20 protein-coding genes and 1 tRNA gene are annotated in these 22,157 nt (G+C 71.1%); 20 read left to right on the top strand and 1 reads right to left on the bottom strand.

Annotated features, from left to right (window positions below):
* Positions 1 to 145: 145 nt before the first annotated feature.
* A tRNA-Arg gene (locus tag ACQUSR_RS09845) sits at positions 146 to 217 on the bottom strand.
* A 215-nt stretch (positions 218 to 432) separates the two neighbouring features.
* On the opposite strand from ACQUSR_RS09845, the gene ACQUSR_RS09840 reads away from it, so the two are divergent.
* The 20 genes from ACQUSR_RS09840 to ACQUSR_RS09745 all read left to right on the top strand — a co-directional run bounded on the left by ACQUSR_RS09840 (position 433) and on the right by ACQUSR_RS09745 (position 22,062).
* A complete protein-coding gene (locus tag ACQUSR_RS09840) occupies positions 433 to 873 on the top strand; it encodes a response regulator (protein WP_431042183.1) in 441 nt (146 codons plus the stop codon).
* A 355-nt stretch (positions 874 to 1,228) separates the two neighbouring features.
* Positions 1,229 to 2,362 carry an ArgS-related anticodon-binding protein NrtL gene (gene nrtL / locus ACQUSR_RS09835; RefSeq protein WP_431042182.1) on the top strand — a complete coding sequence of 378 codons (1,134 nt, stop codon included), beginning with the start codon at positions 1,229 to 1,231 and terminating at the stop codon, positions 2,360 to 2,362.
* A gap of 17 nt (positions 2,363 to 2,379) precedes the next feature.
* A complete protein-coding gene (lysA, locus tag ACQUSR_RS09830; RefSeq protein WP_431042181.1) occupies positions 2,380 to 3,771 on the top strand; it encodes a diaminopimelate decarboxylase in 1,392 nt (463 codons plus the stop codon).
* A gap of 213 nt (positions 3,772 to 3,984) precedes the next feature.
* Complete coding sequence (locus ACQUSR_RS09825) at positions 3,985 to 5,286, top strand: homoserine dehydrogenase (RefSeq protein ID WP_431042180.1); 1,302 nt, start codon at positions 3,985 to 3,987, stop codon at positions 5,284 to 5,286.
* Positions 5,287 to 5,375: 89 nt separating this feature from the next.
* Positions 5,376 to 6,473, top strand: coding sequence for a threonine synthase (thrC, locus tag ACQUSR_RS09820; RefSeq protein WP_431042179.1), 1,098 nt, complete (start codon positions 5,376 to 5,378; stop codon positions 6,471 to 6,473).
* A 375-nt stretch (positions 6,474 to 6,848) separates the two neighbouring features.
* Positions 6,849 to 7,763: a homoserine kinase gene (gene thrB / locus ACQUSR_RS09815; RefSeq protein ID WP_431042178.1), complete on the top strand. Its 915-nt coding sequence runs from the start codon at positions 6,849 to 6,851 to the stop codon at positions 7,761 to 7,763.
* 411 nt (positions 7,764 to 8,174) lie between these two features.
* On the top strand, positions 8,175 to 10,280 hold the full coding sequence (gene rho / locus ACQUSR_RS09810) for a transcription termination factor Rho (RefSeq protein ID WP_431042177.1): 2,106 nt from the start codon (positions 8,175 to 8,177) through the stop codon (positions 10,278 to 10,280).
* Positions 10,281 to 10,623: 343 nt separating this feature from the next.
* A complete protein-coding gene (locus ACQUSR_RS09805; RefSeq protein WP_431042176.1) occupies positions 10,624 to 11,745 on the top strand; it encodes an LCP family protein in 1,122 nt (373 codons plus the stop codon).
* 172 nt (positions 11,746 to 11,917) lie between these two features.
* Entirely contained in the window at positions 11,918 to 12,142 is a 225-nt protein-coding gene (rpmE, locus tag ACQUSR_RS09800; RefSeq protein WP_431042175.1) for a 50S ribosomal protein L31, read from the top strand.
* 117 nt (positions 12,143 to 12,259) lie between these two features.
* Entirely contained in the window at positions 12,260 to 13,348 is a 1,089-nt protein-coding gene (gene prfA / locus ACQUSR_RS09795) for a peptide chain release factor 1 (RefSeq protein ID WP_431042174.1), read from the top strand.
* A 60-nt stretch (positions 13,349 to 13,408) separates the two neighbouring features.
* Positions 13,409 to 14,254 (top strand): peptide chain release factor N(5)-glutamine methyltransferase, encoded by an 846-nt coding sequence (gene prmC, locus ACQUSR_RS09790; protein ID WP_431042173.1) that lies wholly within the window; start codon positions 13,409 to 13,411, stop codon positions 14,252 to 14,254.
* A gap of 48 nt (positions 14,255 to 14,302) precedes the next feature.
* Positions 14,303 to 14,950, top strand: a complete 648-nt coding sequence (locus ACQUSR_RS09785; protein WP_431042172.1) for an L-threonylcarbamoyladenylate synthase — start codon at positions 14,303 to 14,305, stop codon at positions 14,948 to 14,950.
* A complete protein-coding gene (locus ACQUSR_RS09780) occupies positions 14,947 to 15,618 on the top strand; it encodes a protein-tyrosine-phosphatase (RefSeq protein WP_431042171.1) in 672 nt (223 codons plus the stop codon). Before ACQUSR_RS09785 ends, ACQUSR_RS09780 begins: the two co-directional genes overlap by 4 nt.
* Positions 15,619 to 15,699: 81 nt before the next feature.
* Positions 15,700 to 17,037 carry a serine hydroxymethyltransferase gene (gene glyA / locus ACQUSR_RS09775; protein WP_431042170.1) on the top strand — a complete coding sequence of 446 codons (1,338 nt, stop codon included), beginning with the start codon at positions 15,700 to 15,702 and terminating at the stop codon, positions 17,035 to 17,037.
* Between the two features lie 240 nt (positions 17,038 to 17,277).
* Entirely contained in the window at positions 17,278 to 18,558 is a 1,281-nt protein-coding gene (locus ACQUSR_RS09770) for an MraY family glycosyltransferase (protein ID WP_431042169.1), read from the top strand.
* Between the two features lie 238 nt (positions 18,559 to 18,796).
* Positions 18,797 to 19,252 carry a hypothetical protein gene (locus ACQUSR_RS09765; RefSeq protein ID WP_431042168.1) on the top strand — a complete coding sequence of 152 codons (456 nt, stop codon included), beginning with the start codon at positions 18,797 to 18,799 and terminating at the stop codon, positions 19,250 to 19,252.
* A gap of 249 nt (positions 19,253 to 19,501) precedes the next feature.
* A complete protein-coding gene (atpB, locus tag ACQUSR_RS09760; protein WP_431042167.1) occupies positions 19,502 to 20,332 on the top strand; it encodes a F0F1 ATP synthase subunit A in 831 nt (276 codons plus the stop codon).
* A 76-nt stretch (positions 20,333 to 20,408) separates the two neighbouring features.
* Positions 20,409 to 20,660 (top strand): F0F1 ATP synthase subunit C, encoded by a 252-nt coding sequence (locus ACQUSR_RS09755; protein ID WP_431042166.1) that lies wholly within the window; start codon positions 20,409 to 20,411, stop codon positions 20,658 to 20,660.
* Positions 20,661 to 20,701: 41 nt separating this feature from the next.
* The gene (locus ACQUSR_RS09750) at positions 20,702 to 21,250 is read left to right on the top strand and encodes a F0F1 ATP synthase subunit B (RefSeq protein ID WP_431042165.1); all 549 of its coding nucleotides are present in this window, start codon (positions 20,702 to 20,704) and stop codon (positions 21,248 to 21,250) included.
* Complete coding sequence (locus ACQUSR_RS09745; protein WP_431042164.1) at positions 21,247 to 22,062, top strand: F0F1 ATP synthase subunit delta; 816 nt, start codon at positions 21,247 to 21,249, stop codon at positions 22,060 to 22,062. Before ACQUSR_RS09750 ends, ACQUSR_RS09745 begins: the two co-directional genes overlap by 4 nt.
* Positions 22,063 to 22,157 lie beyond the last annotated feature (95 nt).

The following is a 22,157-nucleotide window of genomic DNA, read 5'->3' as shown; positions in this document are numbered from 1 at the left end:
GGACTCGTACAGACACATGCTCGCGTGGACCAGTGGGCAACTCGTGTCGCGGTGTTCCGCGTTGCCCTTGTCCGGCTGTACATACGCGAAGACCCCGCATCCAGCGACTTGCTGGTGGCGGGGTCTTTTGGCACTTCGAGTGAAGTGCCCCCGGCAGGATTCGAACCTGCGCACACGGCTCCGGAGGCCGTTGCTCTATCCCCTGAGCTACGGGGGCGTCGTCGCCGTTGTTCTCTCGGCGACGGGTAGAACACTACCAGCTCCGGGAGGGTGATCAGGAACGCGTATCTCGCGGTGGGGGCAGCCGGCCCGGGGTGGGTCCCTACCCCATCGGATGATGGTGCGGTGGCCGGTCGGGGAAAGGTCCCCCGCACGTGGCGGAAGTGGGCAAAACCCGGACGCGGCCGTGGTGGCGCGCCTACTCTTCCAGATGTGCCTGGCTTGACCGGCCGGGTCCTTGTGGTCGACGACAACAAGGTCATCCGGCAGCTGATCAGGGTCAACCTCGAACTGGAGGGCTTCGAGGTCGTGACCGCGGCTGATGGTGCCGAGTGCCTGGAGATCGTGCACCAGGTGAGGCCTGATGTGATCACCCTCGACGCTGTGATGCCGCGACTCGGCGGTGTGCATACGGCCGCTCTTCTGCGGGCCGATGCCCGTACGTGTCATGTGCCCGTCGCGATCATCAGCGCCTGTACGCAACTGGAGGGGCAGGGTGGCCGGGCCGTCGGCGTGGACGCGTTCCTGGCCAAGCCCTTCGAGCCCGCCGATCTGGTGCGCCTGGTGGAAGAGCTGATGCGGGGCAGAGGCCCCGGGCGGCCCGGGGCCAGCACACCCGGGGACGCGGCACCGCTGCTGGGACCATCCGGCTGATGGCTGATGGCTGATGGCTGACGGCGGTCAGTTTGCGGCGGTCGGCTGACGATCTGCCTTGTGAGCCTCGGCCGTGCTCCGGCGGCCGTCGGTCCTCACGCCGCTCCGTCCCCGGCCGTTCTCCGACCCCGTCCGTCCGCCCTCGCGCTGCGGTGTCTCTGTCCGGTCCCGCCTCGTCCGCCCGCCCTCCCGCCGCGCGTCTCGGTCGGTCCCATCCCGTCCGCCCTCCCGCCGTGCCTCTCTGGCGGTCCCACCCCGTCTGCCCTCCCGCTGCGCGTGCCCCCCGCCCAGCCCGCCGTCCCGCAGAGCGAAACCGGTTCGCGTAGCCACCCCCCTTCTCCCATACGCTTGTCCCGTGACCCCCGCCCAGCTCTCCCGTACCGTGCTGCACGCCGTGCGACGTGCGGTCGAGGAGGGCGCGTTGCGGGTGCCGGTGCCTGAGCGGGTGCCGGTGGAGCGGGCGCGGCCTGGGGGGTGTGGGGATTACGCCAGCAGCGTCGCGCTGAAGCTCGCCCGGTCCGCGGGGCTGCCGCCGCGGACCGTAGCGGAGATCCTCCAGAACCGGGTGGCCGGTCTCCCCGGCATCGACCGGGTCGAGATCACCGGGCCCGGGTTCCTCAACTTCACCCTGGCGCGTGCCGGGCATCGGGAGCTGGTCCGTGCCGTGCGCAGCGCGGGGATCCGGTACGGGCACGGGGCCGTGCTCGCCGGGACCCGTGTCCGCTTCGCCGCCACCGACGAGCTCCGGGCCGACCTGGTGACCCGCACCGCCGTCCGGCTGCTGGCCAGCCAAGGGGCCGTGGCCTGTGTCGCGTCCGGCGAGGGGGAGCCGCCGAGGGAGCGGGAGCGACTCAGCGCGGAACAGCCGCCGAGTGAGCGGGAGCCGCTGAGTGCGCGGGAGGCACCGAGTGTGCGGGAGGCACTCAGCGAGCCGGAGCGGCTGATCGTCGTCCCCGTGCCCGCCGGCGCCGGGGACGTCGTCGCGCGGCTCGGGTCCGACGCCGCCCGCTGGGCGCTGCTGCGGCCCGCCGCCCACGACGTGCCCGATCTCGACCCCCACCGGCTGCTCGCCCAGCGGGAGGCCAACCCGCTCTTCCGTATCCGGTACGCCCACGCCCGCACCCGGGCCCTCCTCCGCAACGCCCGCGATCTGGGGTTCCAGCCCGACACGGGGGCGGGGAGCGGCGCGCAGACCCTCACCGCTTCCTACGCCGACCCCCGCGAAGCCGCGCTCATCGCCCTGCTCGCCGACTACCCCCGCGTCCTCGAAGCCGCAGCCCGGCACCGCGCTCCCGACCGGCTCGCGCGCCACCTCGAAGCCACCGCTGACGCCTTCTTCCGCTGTCACGACGCCTGCCCGCCGCTGCCGCGCGGCGAGCAGAAACCCTCGGCCGCCCACCGTGCCCGGCTGGCTCTCGCCGACGCCGCCGGGGCGGTGCTCGCCGGTGGCCTGTCCCTGCTCGGCATCAGCGCCCCTGACATTCTCTGAGAGAGCAGAGTTACGAAATGAGCCGTTCCGCCCACCCCGCCGGGCCCCGCTACGCCGACGTCCTCCCCGAGGGGCACTACGTCGCTCCGCCCGCCGACCTCAACGCGCTCGACCCGCGCGTGTGGTCCCGTACGGTCAGCCGTGGAGAAGACGGAGCCGTCACCGTCGGCGGACGCGACGTACGAGCGCTCGCCGAGGAGTTCGGGACCCCCGCCTACATCCTCGACGAGGACGACTTCCGCGCCCGCTGCCGGGCCTGGCGTGAGGCGTTCGGCGACGAGGCCGACGTGTTCTACGCGGGCAAGGCCTTTCTCTCCCGCGCCGTCGTCCGCTGGCTGCACGAGGAGGGGCTGAACCTCGACGTCTGCTCCGCGGGTGAGCTGGCCACCGCCCTCGCGGCCGGGATGCCCGCCGAGCGCATCGCCCTGCACGGGAACAACAAGACCACGGACGAGATCCGACGGGCCGTGGAAAGCGGTGTCGGGCGGATCGTGCTCGACTCCTTCCAGGAGATCGCGCGCGTCGCGCACATCGCCGAGCGGCTCGGCCGGCGCCAGCGCGTCCAGATCCGGGTCACCGTCGGCGTGGAAGCGCATACGCACGAGTTCATCGCCACCGCCCACGAAGACCAGAAGTTCGGGTTCTCGCTCGTCGGCGGGCAGGCCGCCGAGGCCGTGCGGCGCGCCCTCAAGCTCGACGGCCTGGAGCTCGTCGGCATCCACTCGCACATCGGCTCGCAGATCTTCGACACCTCCGGCTTCGAGGTCGCCGCGCACCGTGTCGTCGGGCTGCTCGCCCAGATCCGCGACGAGCACGGCGTGCAGCTGCCCGAGATCGACCTCGGCGGCGGCCTGGGGATCGCGTACACCTCCGAGGACGACCCGCGCGAGCCGCACGAGATCGCCAGGTCGCTGCGCGCCATTGTCACCCGGGAGTGCGAGGGAGCGGGGCTGGCGGTGCCGCGGCTGTCCGTGGAGCCCGGCCGCGCGATCGCCGGCCCGACCACCTGCACGCTGTACGAGGTCGGCACGGTCAAGGAGCTGCCCGGGCTGCGGACGTACGTCAGCGTGGACGGCGGGATGTCCGACAACATCCGCACCGCGCTGTACGACGCCGAGTACTCCGTCGCGCTGGTCTCCCGCGCCTCCACCGCCGAGCCCATGCTGGCCCGCGTCGTCGGCAAGCACTGCGAGTCCGGCGACATCGTCGTACGCGACGCCTTCCTCCCGGCCGACGTGGCGCCCGGCGACCTGATCGCCGTCCCCGCCACCGGCGCGTACTGCCGCTCCATGGCGAGCAACTACAACCACGCGCTGCGCCCGCCGGTCGTCGCGGTGACCGGCGGCGAGGCGCGAGTGATCGTCCGGCGCGAGACGGAGGAGGACCTCCTGCGGCTCGATGTCGGTTGAGCCCACGCCGTTCGGCCAGGGCTCTGGGCATGTCCGGCCAGGGCCCCGCGCAGCCCCTTTGAAGTGCTTGTGGAAGTAGCTGTTTAAGATTTCTGAAAGAAGCGAGGCTCAATCTCGGATACTGGACCCGGCATCGCGGGTCCTGTCCGGCGAGTGAGACTGGTGCACCACCTGACTGGTGCAACCACCTAGATGGATGAGAAACGAGGTCGGATGATGCGTACGCGTCCGCTGAAAGTGGCGCTGCTGGGCTGTGGAGTGGTCGGCTCAGAGGTGGCGCGCATCATGACGACGCACGCGGACGACCTCACGGCCCGTATCGGCGCCCCGGTGGAGCTGGCCGGGATCGCCGTGCGGCGGCCCGACCGGGTGCGGGAGGGCGTTCCCGCCGAGCTGATCACCACCGACGCCACCGCGCTGGTCAAACGGGGCGACATTGATGTCGTCGTCGAGGTCATCGGCGGGATCGAGCCGGCCCGCGGGCTCATCATGACCGCCTTCGAGCACGGCGCCAGCGTCGTCTCGGCCAACAAGGCACTCCTCGCCGAGGACGGGGCCGCCCTGCACGCCGCCGCCGTGCAGCACGGCAAGGACCTGTACTACGAGGCCGCCGTGGCCGGTGCCATCCCGCTGGTGCGGCCGCTGCGCGAGTCCCTGGCCGGTGACAAGGTCAACCGGGTCCTGGGCATCGTCAACGGCACCACCAACTTCATCCTCGACAAGATGGACACCTCCGGTGCCGGGTACTCCGAGGCACTGGACGAGGCCACCGCCCTCGGCTACGCGGAGGCCGACCCGACCGCCGACGTCGAGGGCTTCGACGCCGCCGCCAAGGCCGCGATCCTGGCCGGTATCGCCTTCCACACCCGGGTCCGGCTGGACGACGTGCACCGCGAGGGCATCACCGAGGTGACCGCCGCGGACATCGCCTCCGCCAAGCGCATGGGCTGCACGGTCAAGCTGCTCGCCATCTGCGAGCGCGCCGCCGACGGCCGGTCGGTCACCGCCCGCGTCCACCCGGCGATGATCCCGCTGACGCACCCGCTGGCCTCGGTCCGCGAGGCGTACAACGCGGTGTTCGTGGAGGCCGACGCGGCCGGTCAGCTGATGTTCTACGGTCCGGGCGCGGGCGGCGCGCCGACCGCCTCCGCGGTCCTCGGCGACCTGGTCGCCGCCTGCCGCAACAAGCTGGCCGAGACCACCGGGCCGGGCGAGTCCGCGTACACCCGGCTGCCGGTCAGCCCCATGGGCGATGTCGTCACGCGCTACCACATCAGCCTGGACGTCGCCGACAAGCCGGGTGTGCTGGCGCAGGTCGCCAGGGTCTTCGCCGAGCACGACGTGTCCATCGACACCGTCCGGCAGCAGGGCAAGGACGGCGAGGCCTCCCTCGTCGTCGTCACCCACCGCGCCACCGACGCCGCGCTGACGGCGACCGTCACGGCGCTGCGCGGCCTGGACACCGTCCGCGACGTCGCCAGCATGATGCGGGTCGAAGGCGAACGAGGCGAATGAGGCGAGTGAGTCTGCCCGAGGAGTCCGGTCCGCCGGGGGAGTCCGGGGCGTACGGCCCGCCCGGGGAGTATGGGGAGTCGAAGGAAATCATGAACGCTATGGCAGATCGCCCGCGAATGGCCGGCACCCGCTGGTCCGGCTGGCGGGGCATCATCGAGGAGTACCGCGACCGTCTTCCGGTCAGCGAGACGACGCCCGTGGTCACTCTGCGTGAGGGTGGCACCCCGCTGGTGCCCGCCCAGGTGCTCTCCGAGCGCACCGGGTGCGAGGTCCACCTCAAGGTCGAGGGCGCCAACCCCACCGGGTCCTTCAAGGACCGCGGCATGACGATGGCCATCACCAAGGCCAAGGAGGCCGGTGCGCAGGCCGTCATCTGCGCATCCACCGGCAACACCTCCGCGTCCGCGGCCGCCTACGCGGTACGGGCCGGGATGGTGTGCGCCGTCCTGGTCCCCGAGGGGAAGATCGCGCTGGGCAAGATGGGCCAGGCGCTGGTCCACGGAGCCCGCATCCTCCAGGTCGACGGCAACTTCGACGACTGCCTGACGCTGGCCCGCGGGCTCTCCGAGAAGTACCCGGTGGCCCTGGTCAACTCGGTCAACCCGGCCCGTATCGAGGGGCAGAAGACCGCCTCGTTCGAGATCGTGGACATGCTCGGCGACGCCCCGGACATCCATGTGCTGCCGGTCGGCAACGCGGGCAACATCACCGCCTATTGGAAGGGCTACACGGAGTACGCCGCGGACGGTCTCGCGTCCCGTACGCCGCGCATGTGGGGCTTCCAGGCGTCCGGAGCGGCGCCGATCGTGCGCGGTGAGCCGGTCAAGGACCCGCACACCATCGCGACCGCGATCCGGATCGGCAACCCGGCCTCCTGGGCACAGGCGGAGCGGGCCCGGGACGAGTCCGGCGGCCTCATCGACGAGGTGACCGACCGTCAAATCCTGGCCGCCTACCGGCTGCTCGCCGCCCAGGAGGGCGTGTTCGTCGAGCCGGCGTCCGCCGCGAGCGTGGCGGGTCTGCTGAAGGCCGCCGAGCAGGGCAAGGTCGACCCCGGGCAGCGCATCGTCTGCACCGTCACGGGGAACGGTCTGAAGGACCCGGAGTGGGCCGTCGCGGGCGCCGGGCCGGCCACGCCGGTGCCGGTGGACGCCGACGCGGCCGCCGAGCGGCTCGGGCTGGCCTGAGGGCCTGGTCCAAGGGGCTGTGGTGCCCGCCTGAGGGCCTGGTCGCGGCGGACTCGGTGGCTGGCCGGGAGTCGCCGGTCCGGCTGGTGCCGTCGGGGCCGTTGTCACCCCGTGTAAATGGTGACCAGGACATAAAAGGAGCACAGGGCGGCGTGCGACACGCATCGTGCGCCTCCCGTGCGCCCTATGTCGCCACTGAACCATCCTTCGATAGGCTGTACTGAATCCGCCCCGACGCAGAGCAGCAGCGGAGCCACGTCTGTTGACGTCTGCTGCCCTCTCTGCGCGGTGTCGCCGTACTCCGCGTCCCGGCCCCTGGCGGTGTTCCGGACTTCTTTGAAAAATTCGCAGTCACACAAGGAGAGTCATCGAGCGATGGCCGGTCCAGCGTTCCGCGCCGCCGCCGTCCGGGTGCGCGTCCCCGCCTCCAGCGCCAATCTCGGCCCCGGGTTCGACACCCTCGGCCTGGCCCTGGGGCTCTACGACGACGTGGTGGTCCGCGTCGCCGACTCCGGTCTGCACGTCGACATCGCAGGTGAGGGGGCGGACACCCTGCCGCGCGACGAGAGCCACCTGCTCGTACGGTCCCTGCGCACCGCTTTCGACCTGCTGGGCGGGCAGCCGCGCGGCCTGGAGGTGGTCTGCGCCAACCGCATCCCGCACGGCCGCGGGCTGGGCTCCTCCTCCGCAGCCATCTGCGCCGGCATCGTCGCCGCCCGGGCCGTGACCATAGGCGGCGCCGAGCGGCTGGACGACGCGGCGCTGCTGGAACTGGCCACCGAGATCGAGGGCCACCCCGACAACGTCGCCGCCTGTCTGCTCGGCGGCTTCACCCTCGCCTGGATGGACGCGGGCGCGGCCCGGGCGATCCGGATGGATCCGGCGCGTTCCATCGTTCCGGTGGTCTTCGTGCCGAGTAAGCCGGTGCTGACCGAGGCCGCTCGCGGACTGCTGCCGCGGACCGTCCCGCATGTGGACGCGGCGGCCAACGCCGGCCGGGCGGCGCTGCTCGTGGAGGCCCTGACCAGGCGTCCTGAGCTGCTGCTCGCGGCGACGGAGGACCGCCTGCACCAGGAGTACCGGGCTCCCGCGATGCCGGAGAGCGTGGCCCTGGTGGGCAGACTGCGCGCGGACGGCGTCCCCGCGGTCATCTCCGGCGCGGGCCCCACGGTGCTCGCGCTGGTCGAGGACGGCGCGGCCGACAAGGTCGCGCTGCTGGCGGGCGAGGGGTGGGCCGCCAACCGGCTGGCTCTCGACGCCCAGGGAGCGAGCGTCCTGCCGCTGACCTGACAGGCGGCGGGCCCGGGGGGAGCCCCGGCCGGCCGCGGAACGCGATCGCCGGAGTTGGAGAGGGGGAATGTTTGTTGGATCCGGTAGTGTTAACCTCAAGTCTGCACTTGATGCCTCACGATGCCGAAGGGAAGCGGCCTCGAAGGTGCGGTGCTCAGTGTCCCCCTCCGGGACCACCCTTCTTCCGGGAGCCTCCTCAACTGCGCTGAGCAGTGCCGAGCACGCTCCGGAACATGGCGTGACGGACCCCATGAAACTCTTGCCGCCGCGCCGGAACCATGAATTGATCTTTCCGCCGTACCCGGCGGACCACCGCCCCGGCCCGGTCCGCACGACCAATGACCACAGCCGGACAGCACAACCGGTCGCCGAGCCAGACAGGCCGACGCCCGCTCCAGGGAAGGACCCTTCGTGAGCGACACCACCGATCTGATGGGCGTGAACGCCGACAACTCCGTCGGTAATGCCGCCGCGCCCGCCACGGACGCTCCTGCCGCGCCTGCCAGCGGTGCTGCCACTGGTAGTGCCCCGCGGCGCCGCCGCTCTGGCACCGGCCTCGACGCCATGGTCCTGGCCGAGCTCCAGCAGCTCGCCTCCAGCCTCGGCATCAAGGGCACCGCGCGGATGCGCAAGAGCCAGCTGATCGAGGTCATCAAGGACAAGCAGGCGCAAGCGTCGGGCGGCGCCGCCGCGGCGCCCGCCGATGCCGCCGCCGAGGCGCCGGCCAAGCCCAAGCGCCGCGCGACCTCCAAGGCCCGTACGGGTGACGCCGACGGCACCGCCGCCAAGGCCGCGAAGGCGGACAAGGCGGCCGACCGGGCGGAGAAGGCCGTGGGCCAGCAGCAGATCGACATCCCGGGCCAGCCGTCCAAGCTCTCGGCTTCGCCGGAGCAGGGCGGCGCCCCCAGCGAGGACCAGCCGGCCGGTGAGCGCCGCCGGCGCCGGGTCACCGCGCCCACCGGCAGCCCCGAGGCGGCGACCGCCGAGGCCAAGGCCGAGGCGAAGTCCGACGTCAAGGTCGAGACCCGTACCGAGGCCAAGGCCGAGGCCGCGGTCGACACCGCCGAGGGCCGGGCCGCCAAGGGCGAGCGCCCGGAGCGCGGCGAGCGCGGCCAGAAGGGCGAGCGCCGTGAGCGTGGCCAGCGTGAGCGCGGTGAGCGTGAGCGCGGCGAGCGCGGCGAGCGCCGGGGCGGCAAGGGCGACGAGGGCGGCCGTCAGCAGCGCGAGGGCCGCGCCCAGGGCGGCGCCCAGCATGGCCAGCAGGACGAGGACGACTTCGAGGGCGGTCGCCGCGGTCGCCGCGGCCGCTACCGCGACCGGCGCGGTCGCCGCGGCCGCGACGAGTTCGCCGGCGGCGAGCCGCAGCTGGCCGACGACGACGTCCTGATCCCCGTCGCGGGCATCCTGGACATCCTCGACAACTACGCCTTCATCCGGACCTCCGGCTACCTGCCGGGCCCGAACGACGTCTACGTCTCCCTCGCCCAGGTCCGCAAGAACGGCCTGCGCAAGGGCGACCACGTCACCGGTGCCGTGCGCCAGCCCAAGGAAGGCGAGCGCCGCGAGAAGTTCAACGCGCTGGTCCGCCTGGACTCGGTCAACGGCATGGCGCCCGAAACCGGCCGCGGGCGGCCGGAGTTCGGCAAGCTCACCCCGCTGTACCCGCAGGACCGGCTGCGCCTGGAGACCGACCCGGGCGCGCTGACCACCCGGATCATCGACCTCGTGTCGCCGATCGGCAAGGGCCAGCGCGGTCTGATCGTGGCCCCGCCGAAGACCGGTAAGACCATGATCATGCAGGCGATCGCCAACGCGATCACCCGCAACAACCCCGAGTGCCACCTGATGGTCGTCCTCGTCGACGAGCGTCCGGAAGAGGTCACCGACATGCAGCGGTCGGTCAAGGGCGAGGTCATCTCCTCGACCTTCGACCGCCCCGCCGAGGACCACACCACCGTCGCCGAGCTGGCCATCGAGCGCGCCAAGCGCCTGGTGGAGCTGGGGCACGACGTGGTGGTCCTGCTGGACTCGATCACCCGTCTGGGCCGCGCGTACAACCTCGCCGCCCCGGCCTCGGGCCGCATCCTGTCCGGTGGTGTCGACTCCACCGCCCTCTACCCGCCGAAGAAGTTCTTCGGCGCGGCGCGCAACATCGAGGACGGCGGCTCGCTGACCATCCTGGCCACCGCGCTGGTCGAGACCGGCTCGCGGATGGACGAGGTGATCTTCGAGGAGTTCAAGGGCACCGGCAACATGGAGCTCAAGCTCGACCGGAAGCTCGCCGACAAGCGCATCTTCCCGGCGGTCGACGTCGACCCGTCCGGCACCCGCAAGGAGGAGATCCTCCTCGGGTCGGACGAGCTGGCCGTCGTCTGGAAGCTCCGCCGGGTGCTGCACGCGCTGGACTCCCAGCAGGCCATCGAGCTGCTGCTGGACAAGATGAAGCAGACCAAGTCCAACGCCGAGTTCCTGATGCAGATCGTCAAGACCACCCCGACCCCGGGGAACGGCGACTGACCGGGAAAACCGCTCCTGACCAGGGCCCCGCCGTCACCGACGGCGGGGCCCTGCTCCGTCTGGGATCCTGAGATGTACGACACAGCGGTGTCCGGCCGCAGCCAGCACGGCGGGCAGCGCCCACCGCCCCGAGATCCGCAGGTCAGAGCAGATCGGCGGGGCCGAGAAGGGAAGGCGGCGGAGAGCGGGAGCTGGACGGCCTCTGAGCGGGCCCCGAACGGCCCATATGCAACCCTGGCGCTCGGCTCGTCGTCTGTCAGGACGACGGACAAGACGATACGAAGCGACACGATGCCTGACCGTAACGGCAGGGGGCGCCGGGGCAGCGGGAACAGAGGAGCGCATGGGCGACCAGAGCAAGGGCACGCGGGGCGCGGTGCGCCGCCGCGGGAAAGGCGCCACCGGCCGCCGCCGCAGGACCCCCAGCACGCGCCGCAGGGCGTTCGTGATCACCGGCTGGTCACTGCTGGGCGCGCTCGTGCTGGCCGGGGCGGGGCTCGGCTATCTGTACCTCAAGCTCAACGGCAACCTCACCAGCGTCGACATCAACAACGCACTGGGCCGCGACCGCCCCAAGAACGTCGACAACGGGTCCATGGACATACTGGTCCTCGGCTCCGACTCGCGGGCCGGTAAGAACGGCAAGTACGGCAAGGACGAGGGCACCTCCCGCTCCGACACCGCGATGGTCGTCCACGTCTACAAGGGCCACAAGAAGGCCACCGTGGTCAGCATCCCGCGCGACACCCTCGTCAAGCGCCCCACGTGCACCAAGGACGGCGAGGAGACACCGGCCGCCCGGCGCGCCATGTTCAACACCGCCTACGAGGTCGGCGGCCCGGCCTGCGCCGTGAAGACCGTGGAGGCCATGACCGGCATCCGCATGGACCACTACCTCGAGGTCGACTTCTCCGGCTTCAAGAACCTCGTGGACGAGCTCGGCGGCGTGGACCTGACCACCACCGAGCGGATACGGGACAAGCAGAGCCACCTGAACCTGCCGGCGGGCAAGCACAACCTCGACGGGGAGCAGGCCCTGGGCCTGGTGCGCACCAGGCACGGCGTCGGCGACGGCAGCGACCTGGGCCGGATCAAGCTCCAGCAGGCGTTCATCAAGGCCCTGATCGACCAGATCAAGGACATCGACCTGTTCAGCAGCCCGAAGAAGCTCTACGGCCTGGCCGACACCTCCACCAAGGCGCTGACCACCGACTCCGAGCTGGCCTCCGTCGACAAGCTGCTCGACTTCGCGGACGGGCTCAAGGGCATCGACTCCGACGACATGCGGATGATCACGCTGCCGGTGATGTACGACCCGCAGGACCCCGACCGGGTGTCGCCGATGGAGTCCAAGGCCAAGCGGGTGTGGCAGGCGCTGCGCGACGACAAGGACGTCCCCAAGTCCGCGACGAAGGGCTCGGCGGGCGACGAGACGGACGCCGGCAAGGTCGTCGCGGCCGGCTGAGAGGCCGCTTAACGGGCCGCCGGGGCAACCGCGTGGGAGCTGCGGGAATACCAGGGCGCCACCCCCGGTTTTGGGGGATACGGCCAGTGCTGGCAAACTGGTACGTCGGCCCCGGTTCACGTCAGGCAAACGGCCTGTCGACCCGGTGCCCTCCCGAACCTAGGAGAATCCCTTGAAGCGCGACATCCACCCGGAGTACGTCGAGACGCAGGTCAGCTGCACCTGTGGCGCCTCGTTCACCACCCGTAGCACCGTTGCGGACGGCGCCATCCGTGCCGACGTCTGCTCCGAGTGCCACCCGTTCTACACGGGCAAGCAGAAGATCCTCGACACCGGTGGCCGCGTGGCGCGGTTCGAGGCCCGCTTCGGCAAGCACGCCGGGTCCGCCAAGAAGTAGCGACCCACACCGCGCCGGTCTTCGGCCGTCCAGTTCCGGCTGGACGACCGGACCGGCGCTTTGTCGTCCAGCAGGCCGGTCACGTCCGGGCCCGTCACTTCCGCTTAAGGAAACTTGATGTTCGAGGCAGTCGAGGAGCTCATCGGCGAGCACGCCGACCTGGAGAAGCGGCTCGCCGACCCCGCTGTGCACGCGGACCAGGCCAACGCTCGCAAGCTCAACAAGCGCTACGCCGAGCTGACGCCGATCGTCGGCACCTACCGCGCCTGGAAGCAGACCGGGGACGACATCGACACCGCGCGCGAGCTCGCCCAGGACGACCCCGAATTCGCCGCCGAGGTGAAGGAGTTGGAGGCGCACCGCGAGGTGCTCACCGACAAGCTGCGGCTGCTGCTCGTCCCGCGCGACCCCAGCGACGACAAGGACGTCATCCTGGAGATCAAGGCGGGCGCGGGCGGCGACGAGTCCGCGCTGTTCGCCGGCGACCTGCTGCGCATGTACCTGCGGTACGCCGAGCGGGTCGGCTGGAAGACCGAGATCATCGACTCCACCGAGTCCGAGCTCGGCGGCTACAAGGACGTCCAGGTCGCGGTGAAGACCAAGGGCGGCAACGGCGCGACCGAGCCCGGCCAGGGCGTCTGGGCGCGGCTGAAGTACGAGGGCGGCGTGCACCGCGTCCAGCGGGTGCCCGCCACCGAGTCCCAGGGCCGCATCCACACCTCCGCCGCCGGGGTGCTCGTCACCCCCGAGGCCGAGGAGATCGACGTCGAGGTCAACCCCAACGACCTGCGGATCGACGTCTACCGCTCGTCGGGACCCGGCGGGCAGTCGGTCAACACCACCGACTCCGCGGTGCGCATCACCCACCTGCCCACCGGCGTCGTCGCCTCCTGCCAGAACGAGAAGAGCCAGCTGCAGAACAAGGAGCAGGCCCTGCGTATCCTGCGCTCGCGGCTGCTGGCCGCGGCCCAGGAAGCGGCGGAGCGGGAGGCGGCCGACGCGCGCCGCAGCCAGGTGCGCACCGTCGACCGGTCCGAGAAGATCCGCACGTACAACTTCCCGGAAAACCGGATCTCGGACCACCGGGTGGGCTTCAAGGCGTACAACTTGGACCAGGTGCTCGACGGCGAGCTGGACGCGGTGATCCAGGCGTGTGTCGACGCCGACTCCGCCGCGAAGCTGGCGGCCGCCGGCGACGGAAGCTGACCGTCCGGCCCGTTTCGGCCGCGCACGGAAGAACCACAGGAACGACGGGAGAGGACGATCGTGAACCTGCTGCTCGCAGAGGTGGCGCAGGCCACTCAGCGGCTGGCCGACGCCGGCGTGCCCTCTCCGCGTTTCGACGCAGAGGAGCTCGCCGCCTTCGTCCACGGGGTCAAGCGGGGTGAACTGCACCTGGTCGCGGACGGCGATTTCGACGCCCGCTACTGGGAGGCCATCGCCCGCCGCGAGGCCCGCGAGCCGCTCCAGCACATCACCGGCCGCGCCTTCTTCCGCTATCTGGAACTCCAGGTCGGCCCCGGTGTCTTCGTGCCCCGCCCGGAGACCGAGTCGGTCGTCGGTTGGGCGATAGACGCCGTGCGCGCGATGGACGTCGTCGAACCGCTCATCGTCGACCTGTGCACCGGCTCAGGGGCCATCGCCCTGGCCCTGGCGCAGGAGGTGCCCCGGTCCCGGGTGCACGCCGTGGAGCTGGACGAGAACGCTCTCCAGTGGGCCCGGAAGAACGTCGAGGGCAGTCGCGTCGTTCTGCACCATGGCGACGCGCTGACCGCGCTGCCGGAGCTGGACGGCCAGGTCGACCTGGTCATCAGCAATCCGCCGTACATCCCGCTGACCGAGTGGGAGTACGTCGCCCCGGAGGCCCGCGACCACGACCCCGAGCTCGCGTTGTTCTCCGGGGAGGACGGCCTCGACACCATCCGCGGCATCGAGCGCACCGCCCACCGGCTGCTGCGCCCGGGTGGTGTCGTGGTCATCGAGCACGCCGACACCCAGGGCGGCCAGGTGCCGTGGATCTTCACCGAGGAGCGGGGCTGGGCGGACGCGGCCGACCACCCCGACCTGAACAACCGGCCCCGCTTCGCCACCGCACGCAGGGCCATGCCGTGACCACGGCCCGAGAACACCCAATGGCCACGTATGAGGAGGACCGCTGAAATGGCACGGCGATACGACTGCAGCGACGCGACCGATCGCAAGACCGGTCTGCGCGAGGCCGCGTCCGCCGTCCGCCGGGGCGAGCTGGTCGTGCTGCCGACCGACACCGTCTACGGGGTCGGCGCGGACGCCTTCAACGCGGAGGCCGTCGGCGATCTGCTGGAGGCCAAGGGCCGCGGCCGCGGCATGCCCTCGCCGGTCCTCGTCGGATCCCCGAACACCCTGCACGGCCTGGTCACGGACTTCTCCGAGCAGGCGTGGGAGCTGGTCGACGCCTTCTGGCCCGGCGCCCTCACCCTGGTCGCCAAGCACCAGCCGTCGCTGACCTGGGACCTCGGCGAGACCCGCGGCACGGTCGCGGTGCGGATGCCGCTGCACCCGGTGGCCATCGAGCTGCTCACGGACTTCGGCCCGATGGCCGTCTCCAGCGCCAACCTGACCGGCCACCCGGCCCCGCAGGACTGCGACGCCGCCCAGGAGATGCTCGGCGACTCCGTCTCCGTCTACCTCGACGGCGGCCCGACCCCCGCCGACGTGCCGTCCTCGATCGTCGACGTCACCGGCAAGGTGCCGGTCCTGCTGCGCGCCGGCGCGATCTCGGCCGAGCAGCTCCGCGAGGTCGTACCCGACCTTGAGGTGGCCAATTGACAGCCCCTGAGGGGCGTGGCATAGCGGGACGACACGTCAGCGGCACCAGCGGCTCCGGCGTCAGCACCTTCCGCATCCTCCACGTCAGCACCGGCAACGTCTGCCGCTCGCCCATCACCGAGCGGCTGACCAGGCATGCCCTCACCCACCGGCTGGGGAACGCGCGCACCAACGGCCTGATCGTGGAGAGCGCCGGCACCTGGGGGCACGAGGGCGCCCCGATGGAGGCGCACGCCGCCACCGTCCTGTCCGACTTCGGCGCCGACCCGCAGGGCTTCCTCGGCCGCGAGCTGCTGGACGAGCACGTCATCCGCGCCGACCTGGTCCTCACCGCGACCCGCGACCACCGCGCCCAGGTCATCTCGATGGGCCACTCGGCGGGCCTGCGGACCTTCACGCTCAAGGAGTTCACCCGGCTGGTACGGGCCATAGACCCCGCGACGCTGCCGGACCCGCAGGCGGCGGGCGGCGTGGTCGAACGGGCCCGCGCCCTGGTGCAGGCCGCCGCGGCACTGCGCGGCTGGCTGCTGGCCCCGAGCGAGGACGCGGACGAGGTCCACGACCCGTACGGCGCCCCGATCACGTACTTCCGCAGCATCGGCGACGAGATCCATCAGGCGCTGGACCCGGTCGTCACGGCCCTCACCGGCGTCCCGGCCCCGGCGTAGGCCCACGGCGCGCACGGGGCCGGTCCGGGGCCTACATTGGGTGGTGACGCCCGGTGTATCCCTCCCAAGGCTGTGAGCGCGATGGCCGTCAGCCCCGCACCCGCCAGACCCAGCACCGCGGCGGGAGCCGCCGCCGCGCCCTGGGGCGCCGATCTCGACGCGCTGCGCCGCGAGGACCCGGTCCTCGCGGACGTGCTGCTGGGCGAGCTGGACCGGCAGAGCAGCGGGCTGCAGCTGATCGCCGCCGAGAACTTCACCTCGCGGGCGGTGCTCGCCGCGCTCGGCTCGCCACTGGCCAACAAGTACGCCGAGGGCTACCCCGGCGCCCGGCACCACGGCGGCTGCGAGATGGTCGACATGGCCGAGCGGCTCGCCGTGGACCGGGCCGCCGAGCTGTTCGGCGCCGAGCACGCCAACGTCCAGCCGCACTCCGGCTCTTCGGGGATGCTCGCCGTGTACGCCGCGCTGCTGCGCCCCGGCGACACCGTGCTGGCGATGGCCCTGCCGCACGGCGGCCACCTCACCCACGGCTCGCACGCCAACTTCTCCGGGCGCTGGTTCGACTTCGTCGGCTACGGAGTCGACCCCGCCACCGGACTGATCGACTACGACCGGATCCGCGAGCTGGCGCTCGAACACCGCCCCAAGGCGATCGTGTGCGGATCGATCTCCTATCCCCGGCACCCCGACTACGCGGCCTTCCGGGACATCGCCGACGAGGTCGACGCGTACTTCATCGCGGACGCGGCCCACCCCATCGGCCTGGTCGCGGGCGGGGCCGCGCCCAACCCGGTGCCGTACGCGGACGTGGTCTGCGCCACCACCCACAAGGTGCTGCGCGGCCCGCGCGGCGGACTGATCCTGTGCGGCGCCGAGCTGGCCGGGCGCGTCGACCGGGCGGTCTTCCCCTTCACCCAGGGCGGCGCGCAGATGCACAGCGTGGCGGCCAAGGCGGTCGCCTTCGCGGAGGCGGCGACCCCCGCCTTCGCGGCGTACACCCATCAGGTGGTCGCCAACGCCCGGGTGCTCGCGCGGGCCCTGGCCGACCTGGGACTGACCGTGACCACCGGCGGTACCGATACCCACATGATCACCTTCGACCCGGCGCCGCTGGGTCTCGACGGCCCCGCCGCACGGGCCCGCTGCGCCGCCGCGGGAATCGTGCTGGACATCTGCGCGGTCCCGGCCCGGGGCGCGCCGGATGGCTGCGTCAAGGGGATCAGGCTGGGCACGGCCGCCGTCACCACCCAGGGCATGGCGGAGGCGCAGATGACGCGGGTGGCGGCGCTGCTGGGGGCGGCCCTGGGGGAGGAGCCGGCCGGCCCGCGGATGCGGGAGCTGCGGGCGGAGGTGCGGTCGCTGACCGCCGATTTCCCGCCGTATCCGGCCGGCGGTGCGCAGGAGCGGGCCGGGTCCTGAGCCGCCCGGGGCACACACCACCGCCCGTGGCTGGCTACGCTGGGGCAGGACCGGATCACAGGTGACCGGTCCGCTACCCGGCGTGCCCGTAGCCCGTGGTGCTCGCGGTGCCCGGTCGGCGCGGTGGTGCCCGGTGGGGTGTGGACGGGACCGTACCGCGACCGAGCCGGTACATCCGTGGCCTAGGGTGAGGTGTCCTAAGGTGTGGCCCTGGCACGCCGCGAGAGATCTGGGGATTAGGTGCGTGAATACCTGCTGACTCTGTGCGTCACGGCCGCGGTCACGTACCTGCTGACCGGGCCGGTGCGGAAGTTCGCCATCGCGGTCGGCGCCATGCCGGAGATCCGCGCGCGCGACGTGCACAGGGAGCCGACGCCGCGGCTCGGCGGTATCGCGATGTTCGGCGGACTGTGCGCGGGCCTGTTGGTCGCCGCGCACCTCACCGAGCTCAGGAAGGTCTTCGAGCTGTCCAACGAGCCGCGCGCGCTGCTGTCGGGCGCGGGGCTGATCTGGCTGCTGGGCGTCCTGGACGACAAGTGGGGCGTCGACGCGCTGGTGAAGCTGGGCGGTCAGATGATCGCCGCGGGTGTGATGGTCCTCCAGGGGCTCACCATCCTGTGGATTCCGGTCCCCGGAATGGGCACGGTCTCCCTCACGCCCATGCAGGGCACCCTGCTCACCGTCGCCCTGGTCGTCATCACGATCAACGCCGTCAACTTCGTTGACGGACTGGACGGGTTGGCGTCGGGGATGGTCTGCATCGCCGCCGCCGCGTTCTTCATGTACGCGTACCGGATCTGGTTCGGGTACGGACTGGAGTCGGCCGCGCCCGCGACGCTGTTCGCCGCCATCCTGATGGGCATGTGCCTGGGGTTCCTGCCGCACAACATGCACCCGGCGCGGATCTTCATGGGCGACTCCGGCTCGATGCTCATCGGGCTGGTGCTGGCGGCCGGGGCGATCTCCATCACCGGCCAGGTGGACCCGGACGCCATGAAGCTGTTCGCCGGCTCGGAGCGGGCCGCGGTGCACGCGACGGTGCCGGTCTACATCCCGCTGCTGCTGCCGCTCACGGTGATCGCGGTGCCGATCGCCGACCTGATCCTGGCGATCGTGCGGCGCACCTGGCGCGGTCAGTCGCCGTTCGCCGCGGACCGCGGCCATCTGCACCACCGGCTGCTGGAGATCGGTCACTCGCACAGCCGCGCCGTGTGGATCATGTACTTCTGGTCGGCGCTGATCGCCTTCGGCGCCGTCGCCTTCTCGGTGAACTCGACCAGCATGTGGATCGTGTTGGCGATCGTCGCGCTGAGCGGGGTCGGCCTGGTGCTGCTGCTGCTCCCGCGCTTCACCCCGAGGGCACCGCGCTGGGCCGAGGCCTTCGTGCCGCCGCGTTACCGCCGGTCGGCCCGCGCCGCGAAGGCGGCGGCGGAGTCGGCCCCGGTGCCCGCCGGGCTGCACGGGTCCACCGCCATCGGCGACCGGTCGCGGTTCACCCAGCCCACGAAGATCGACGCATAGCAGGCAACGCATGTTTCGTCACTTCACCGCGCGCTGACTAACCCTCACGTGTGACGGGCGGCACACCAAGTAGGTAAAGACCTCATCAAATAGTTTGTGATACCGTTCACGAAACCCGGTGCTAGAGCTGAAGGGCCGTAGTGCGACGGCCTTTCGCGCGCGACGTTCCTGTCCTGCCCGGGGATACGCTCGTCAACGACGAATCGTTTGCTTCCGACCCTGAGCCGGAGAACCCCTCATGCAGTCCAATGACGCCCGGACACTCCTGCACTGCGCCGTGCCCACCGCCGCCGTCGGTGTCGTCGCTGTCGCCGTCAGCGCGGTGCTCGCCGGCGGAAAGGGTGCCTTGGGGGCCGCGTTCGGGGTCGTCCTGGTGTGCGCGGTCATGATCGCCGACCTCTTCGCTCTCCAGCACACGGCCAGGCGCTTCCCGCAGCTGTTCCAGATGATGGGCCTGGCGCTCTACATGGTGCAGTTCCTGCTGATCGCGGTCGTGCTGGCGGTGTTCAAGGACACCACGCTCTTCAGTACCAGGGCCTTCGCCTTCGCGTTGCTGGCCGCCACCCTCGTGTGGGTCGCCGCTCAGACGCGAGCCCACCTGAAGGCCAAGATTCTCTACGTGGAGCCGGAAGCGGAGCACGAACGCAAGCCCGAGGGTGCGCAGAACGTCGCGCCCGCCGGGTCCCCGACGTGATTCGTAGGGGCGGTATAAGGGCTTCCGCGCTCACCTGCTATCGTCCGGTGCCATCTGAGGCACAGCGGGCTCAGGCGGCTGAACACCCGATTTCTACGGGACGGAATCGGCCGGCCGAGCCGCTGATACCCCACACGCCGCCCGGTCGCGCGCCGACCAGCCGCACCCATACCAGTAAGACCAGTCCAGTGCCGTCCCTCGGCCTTGTGCCGCGCCGACACAACGAGGTTGCCGTACCCATGCGCCACGATGAAGGAGCTCGCGGTGAGTTCTGACCAGACGCTCGCCTTCGAGACTGACTGCCACCTCTTCGACGGGTGCGGCTTCTCGGACGTATCCCCGGGGCTTCACTCGTTCACCTTCGAGCCGCTGTTCACGGTGGGCGGTTTCGACTTCAACAAGCCGATGCTGCTGGCGCTGCTGGGCACCGTCGTTGTCGTGGCCTTCTTCTGGGCGGCCTTCGGTAAGCCCAAGGTCGTCCCCGGCAAGCTGCAGATGGTCGGTGAGGCCGGTTACGACTTCGTCCGGCGCGGCATCGTCTACGAGGCCCTCGGCAAGAAGGAGGGGGAGAAGTACGTCCCCCTCATGGTCTCGCTGTTCTTCTTCGTCTGGATCATGAACCTGTGGTCGGTCATCCCGGTGGCCCAGTTCCCGGCGACGTCGATCATCGCGTTCCCGGTCGCCCTCGCCGCGATCGTCTACATCCTGTGGCTGAGCCTGACCTTCAAGAAGCACGGCTTCGTCGGCGGCCTGAAGAACGTCTCCGGCTATGACAAGTCCCTCGGCTGGGTCCTGCCGCTGGTGATGGTGCTGGAGCTGTTCTCCAACCTCCTGATCCGGCCCTTCACCCATGCGGTCCGGCTCTTCGCCAACATGTTCGCGGGCCACGTCCTGCTGCTGATCTTCACCATCGCCAGCTGGTACATGCTGAACGGAATCGGCATCGCCTACGCCAGCATCTCGTTCGTGATGGTCATCCTGCTGACCGCCTTCGAGCTGTTCATCCAGGCGCTTCAGGCGTACGTCTTCGTCCTCCTGGCCTGCTCCTACATTCAGGGCGCTCTCGCCGAGCACCACTGAGTCGGCTGACACCACCAACTAACAGACGTCCGGTGGCCAACCCCCACCGGTCCGTGAAAGAGAAGGAAGAACGAGCATGTCTGCTGCTCTCCAGACGACCCTCGCCGTCACCGAGATCAAGGGCAACCTGGGTGCGATCGGCTACGGTCTCGCGGCCATCGGCCCCGGCGTCGGCGTCGGCATCATCTTCGGTAACGGCACCCAGGCGCTGGCCCGCCAGCCCGAGGCGGCCGGCCTGATCCGTGCCAACCAGATCCTCGGCTTCGTGCTCTGTGAGGCGCTCGCCCTGATCGGTCTGGTCATGCCGTTCGTCTACCCGACCAGCTGATCGCGGCGTACGACGAGCCGTTTTCGACGAAAGGCACTGACGTGATCGACCTGGTACAGCTGGCGAACGAGGGGGAGGCGGAAAACCCCCTCATCCCGCCGATCCCAGAGCTCGTCATCGGCCTGATCGCCTTCGCCATCGTCTTCATCTTCCTCGCCAAGAAGCTCCTCCCGAACATCAACAAGGTTCTGGACGAGCGTCGCGCGGCGATCGAGGGCGGCATGGAGAAGGCCGAGGCCGCGCAGGCCGAGGCCCAGCAGGTCCTCGAGGACTACCGCGCTCAGCTCGCCGAGGCCCGGCACGAGGCCGCGCGCCTGCGCCAGGAGGCGCAGGAGCAGGGCGCCGCGCTCATCACCGAGATGCGCGCGGAGGGTCAGCGGCAGCGCGAGGAGATCATCGCCGCCGGCCACGCGCAGATCGAGGCCGACCGCAAGCAGGCCGCGGCGACGCTGCGCCAGGACGTGGGCAAGCTCGCCACCGACCTGGCCGGCAAGCTTGTCGGCGAGTCCCTCGAGGACGCCGCCCGGCAGAGCCGCACCATCGACCGTTTCCTCGACGAGCTTGAGGAGAAGGCCGAGGCCGCCCGATGAATGGAGCGAGCCGCGAGGCACAGGCCTCCGCACGCGAGCGCTTCGACGCGCTGACGGACAACACCGCCGTCGACGCCGTGAAGCTCGCCGAGGAGCTGGCCGCCGTCACCGCGCTGCTCGACCGTGAGGTGTCGCTGCGTCGGGTCCTCACCGACCCGGCGCAGGCCGGCGAGGCCAAGGCCGAGCTGGCCGGGCGCCTGCTCGGCGGCCAGGTGGGCGGCGAGACCGTCGATCTGGTCTCCGGCATGGTCCGGTCGCGCTGGTCCAGCTCGCGTGACCTGGTGGACGCGATCGAGGAACTGGCCAGCAGCGCCGACCTCGTCGCGGCCCAGCGGGCCGACGTGCTGGACGACGTCGAGGACGAGCTGTTCCGGTTCTCCCGGATCGTCTCCGGGACGACCGAGCTGCGTGCCGCGCTGACCGACCGCGTGGCCGGCAACCAGGCCAAGGCCGAGCTGCTGAGCCGCCTGCTGGGAGGCCGGGCCAACCCGGCGACCGAGCGGCTCGTGGTCCGGCTGGTGGCACACCCGCGGGGACGTAGCCTGGAAGCGGGCCTCACCGCCCTGTCCAAGCTGGCCGCGGAGCGCCGCGACCGGATGGTCGCCGTGGTCACCTCCGCGGTGCCGCTCAGCGACCGCCAGAAGCAGCGCCTGGGCGCCGCCCTCGCCAAGCTGTACGGCCGGCAGGTCCACCTGAACCTCGACGTGGACCCCGCGGTCCTCGGCGGAGTCGTGGTACGGATCGGCGACGAGGTCATCAACGGCACCATCACGGACCGTCTCGCCGAGGCGAGCCGCCGGATGGCCGGCTGACTTCAGCCACCAACTCAACAAGCATGTAAGCGGCCCGAGTTGGGCCGACGCAGTCCTGGGGGGAAAGCCCCCGGACCCCCCAGAAACACTTCGGG

It is taken from the genome of Streptomyces sp. P1-3 (assembly GCF_050613155.1).
Lineage (GTDB): Bacteria > Actinomycetota > Actinomycetes > Streptomycetales > Streptomycetaceae > Streptomyces.
Note: the sequence above shows the minus strand (reverse complement) of the source record. Positions and strands in the feature narration are given on the sequence as shown.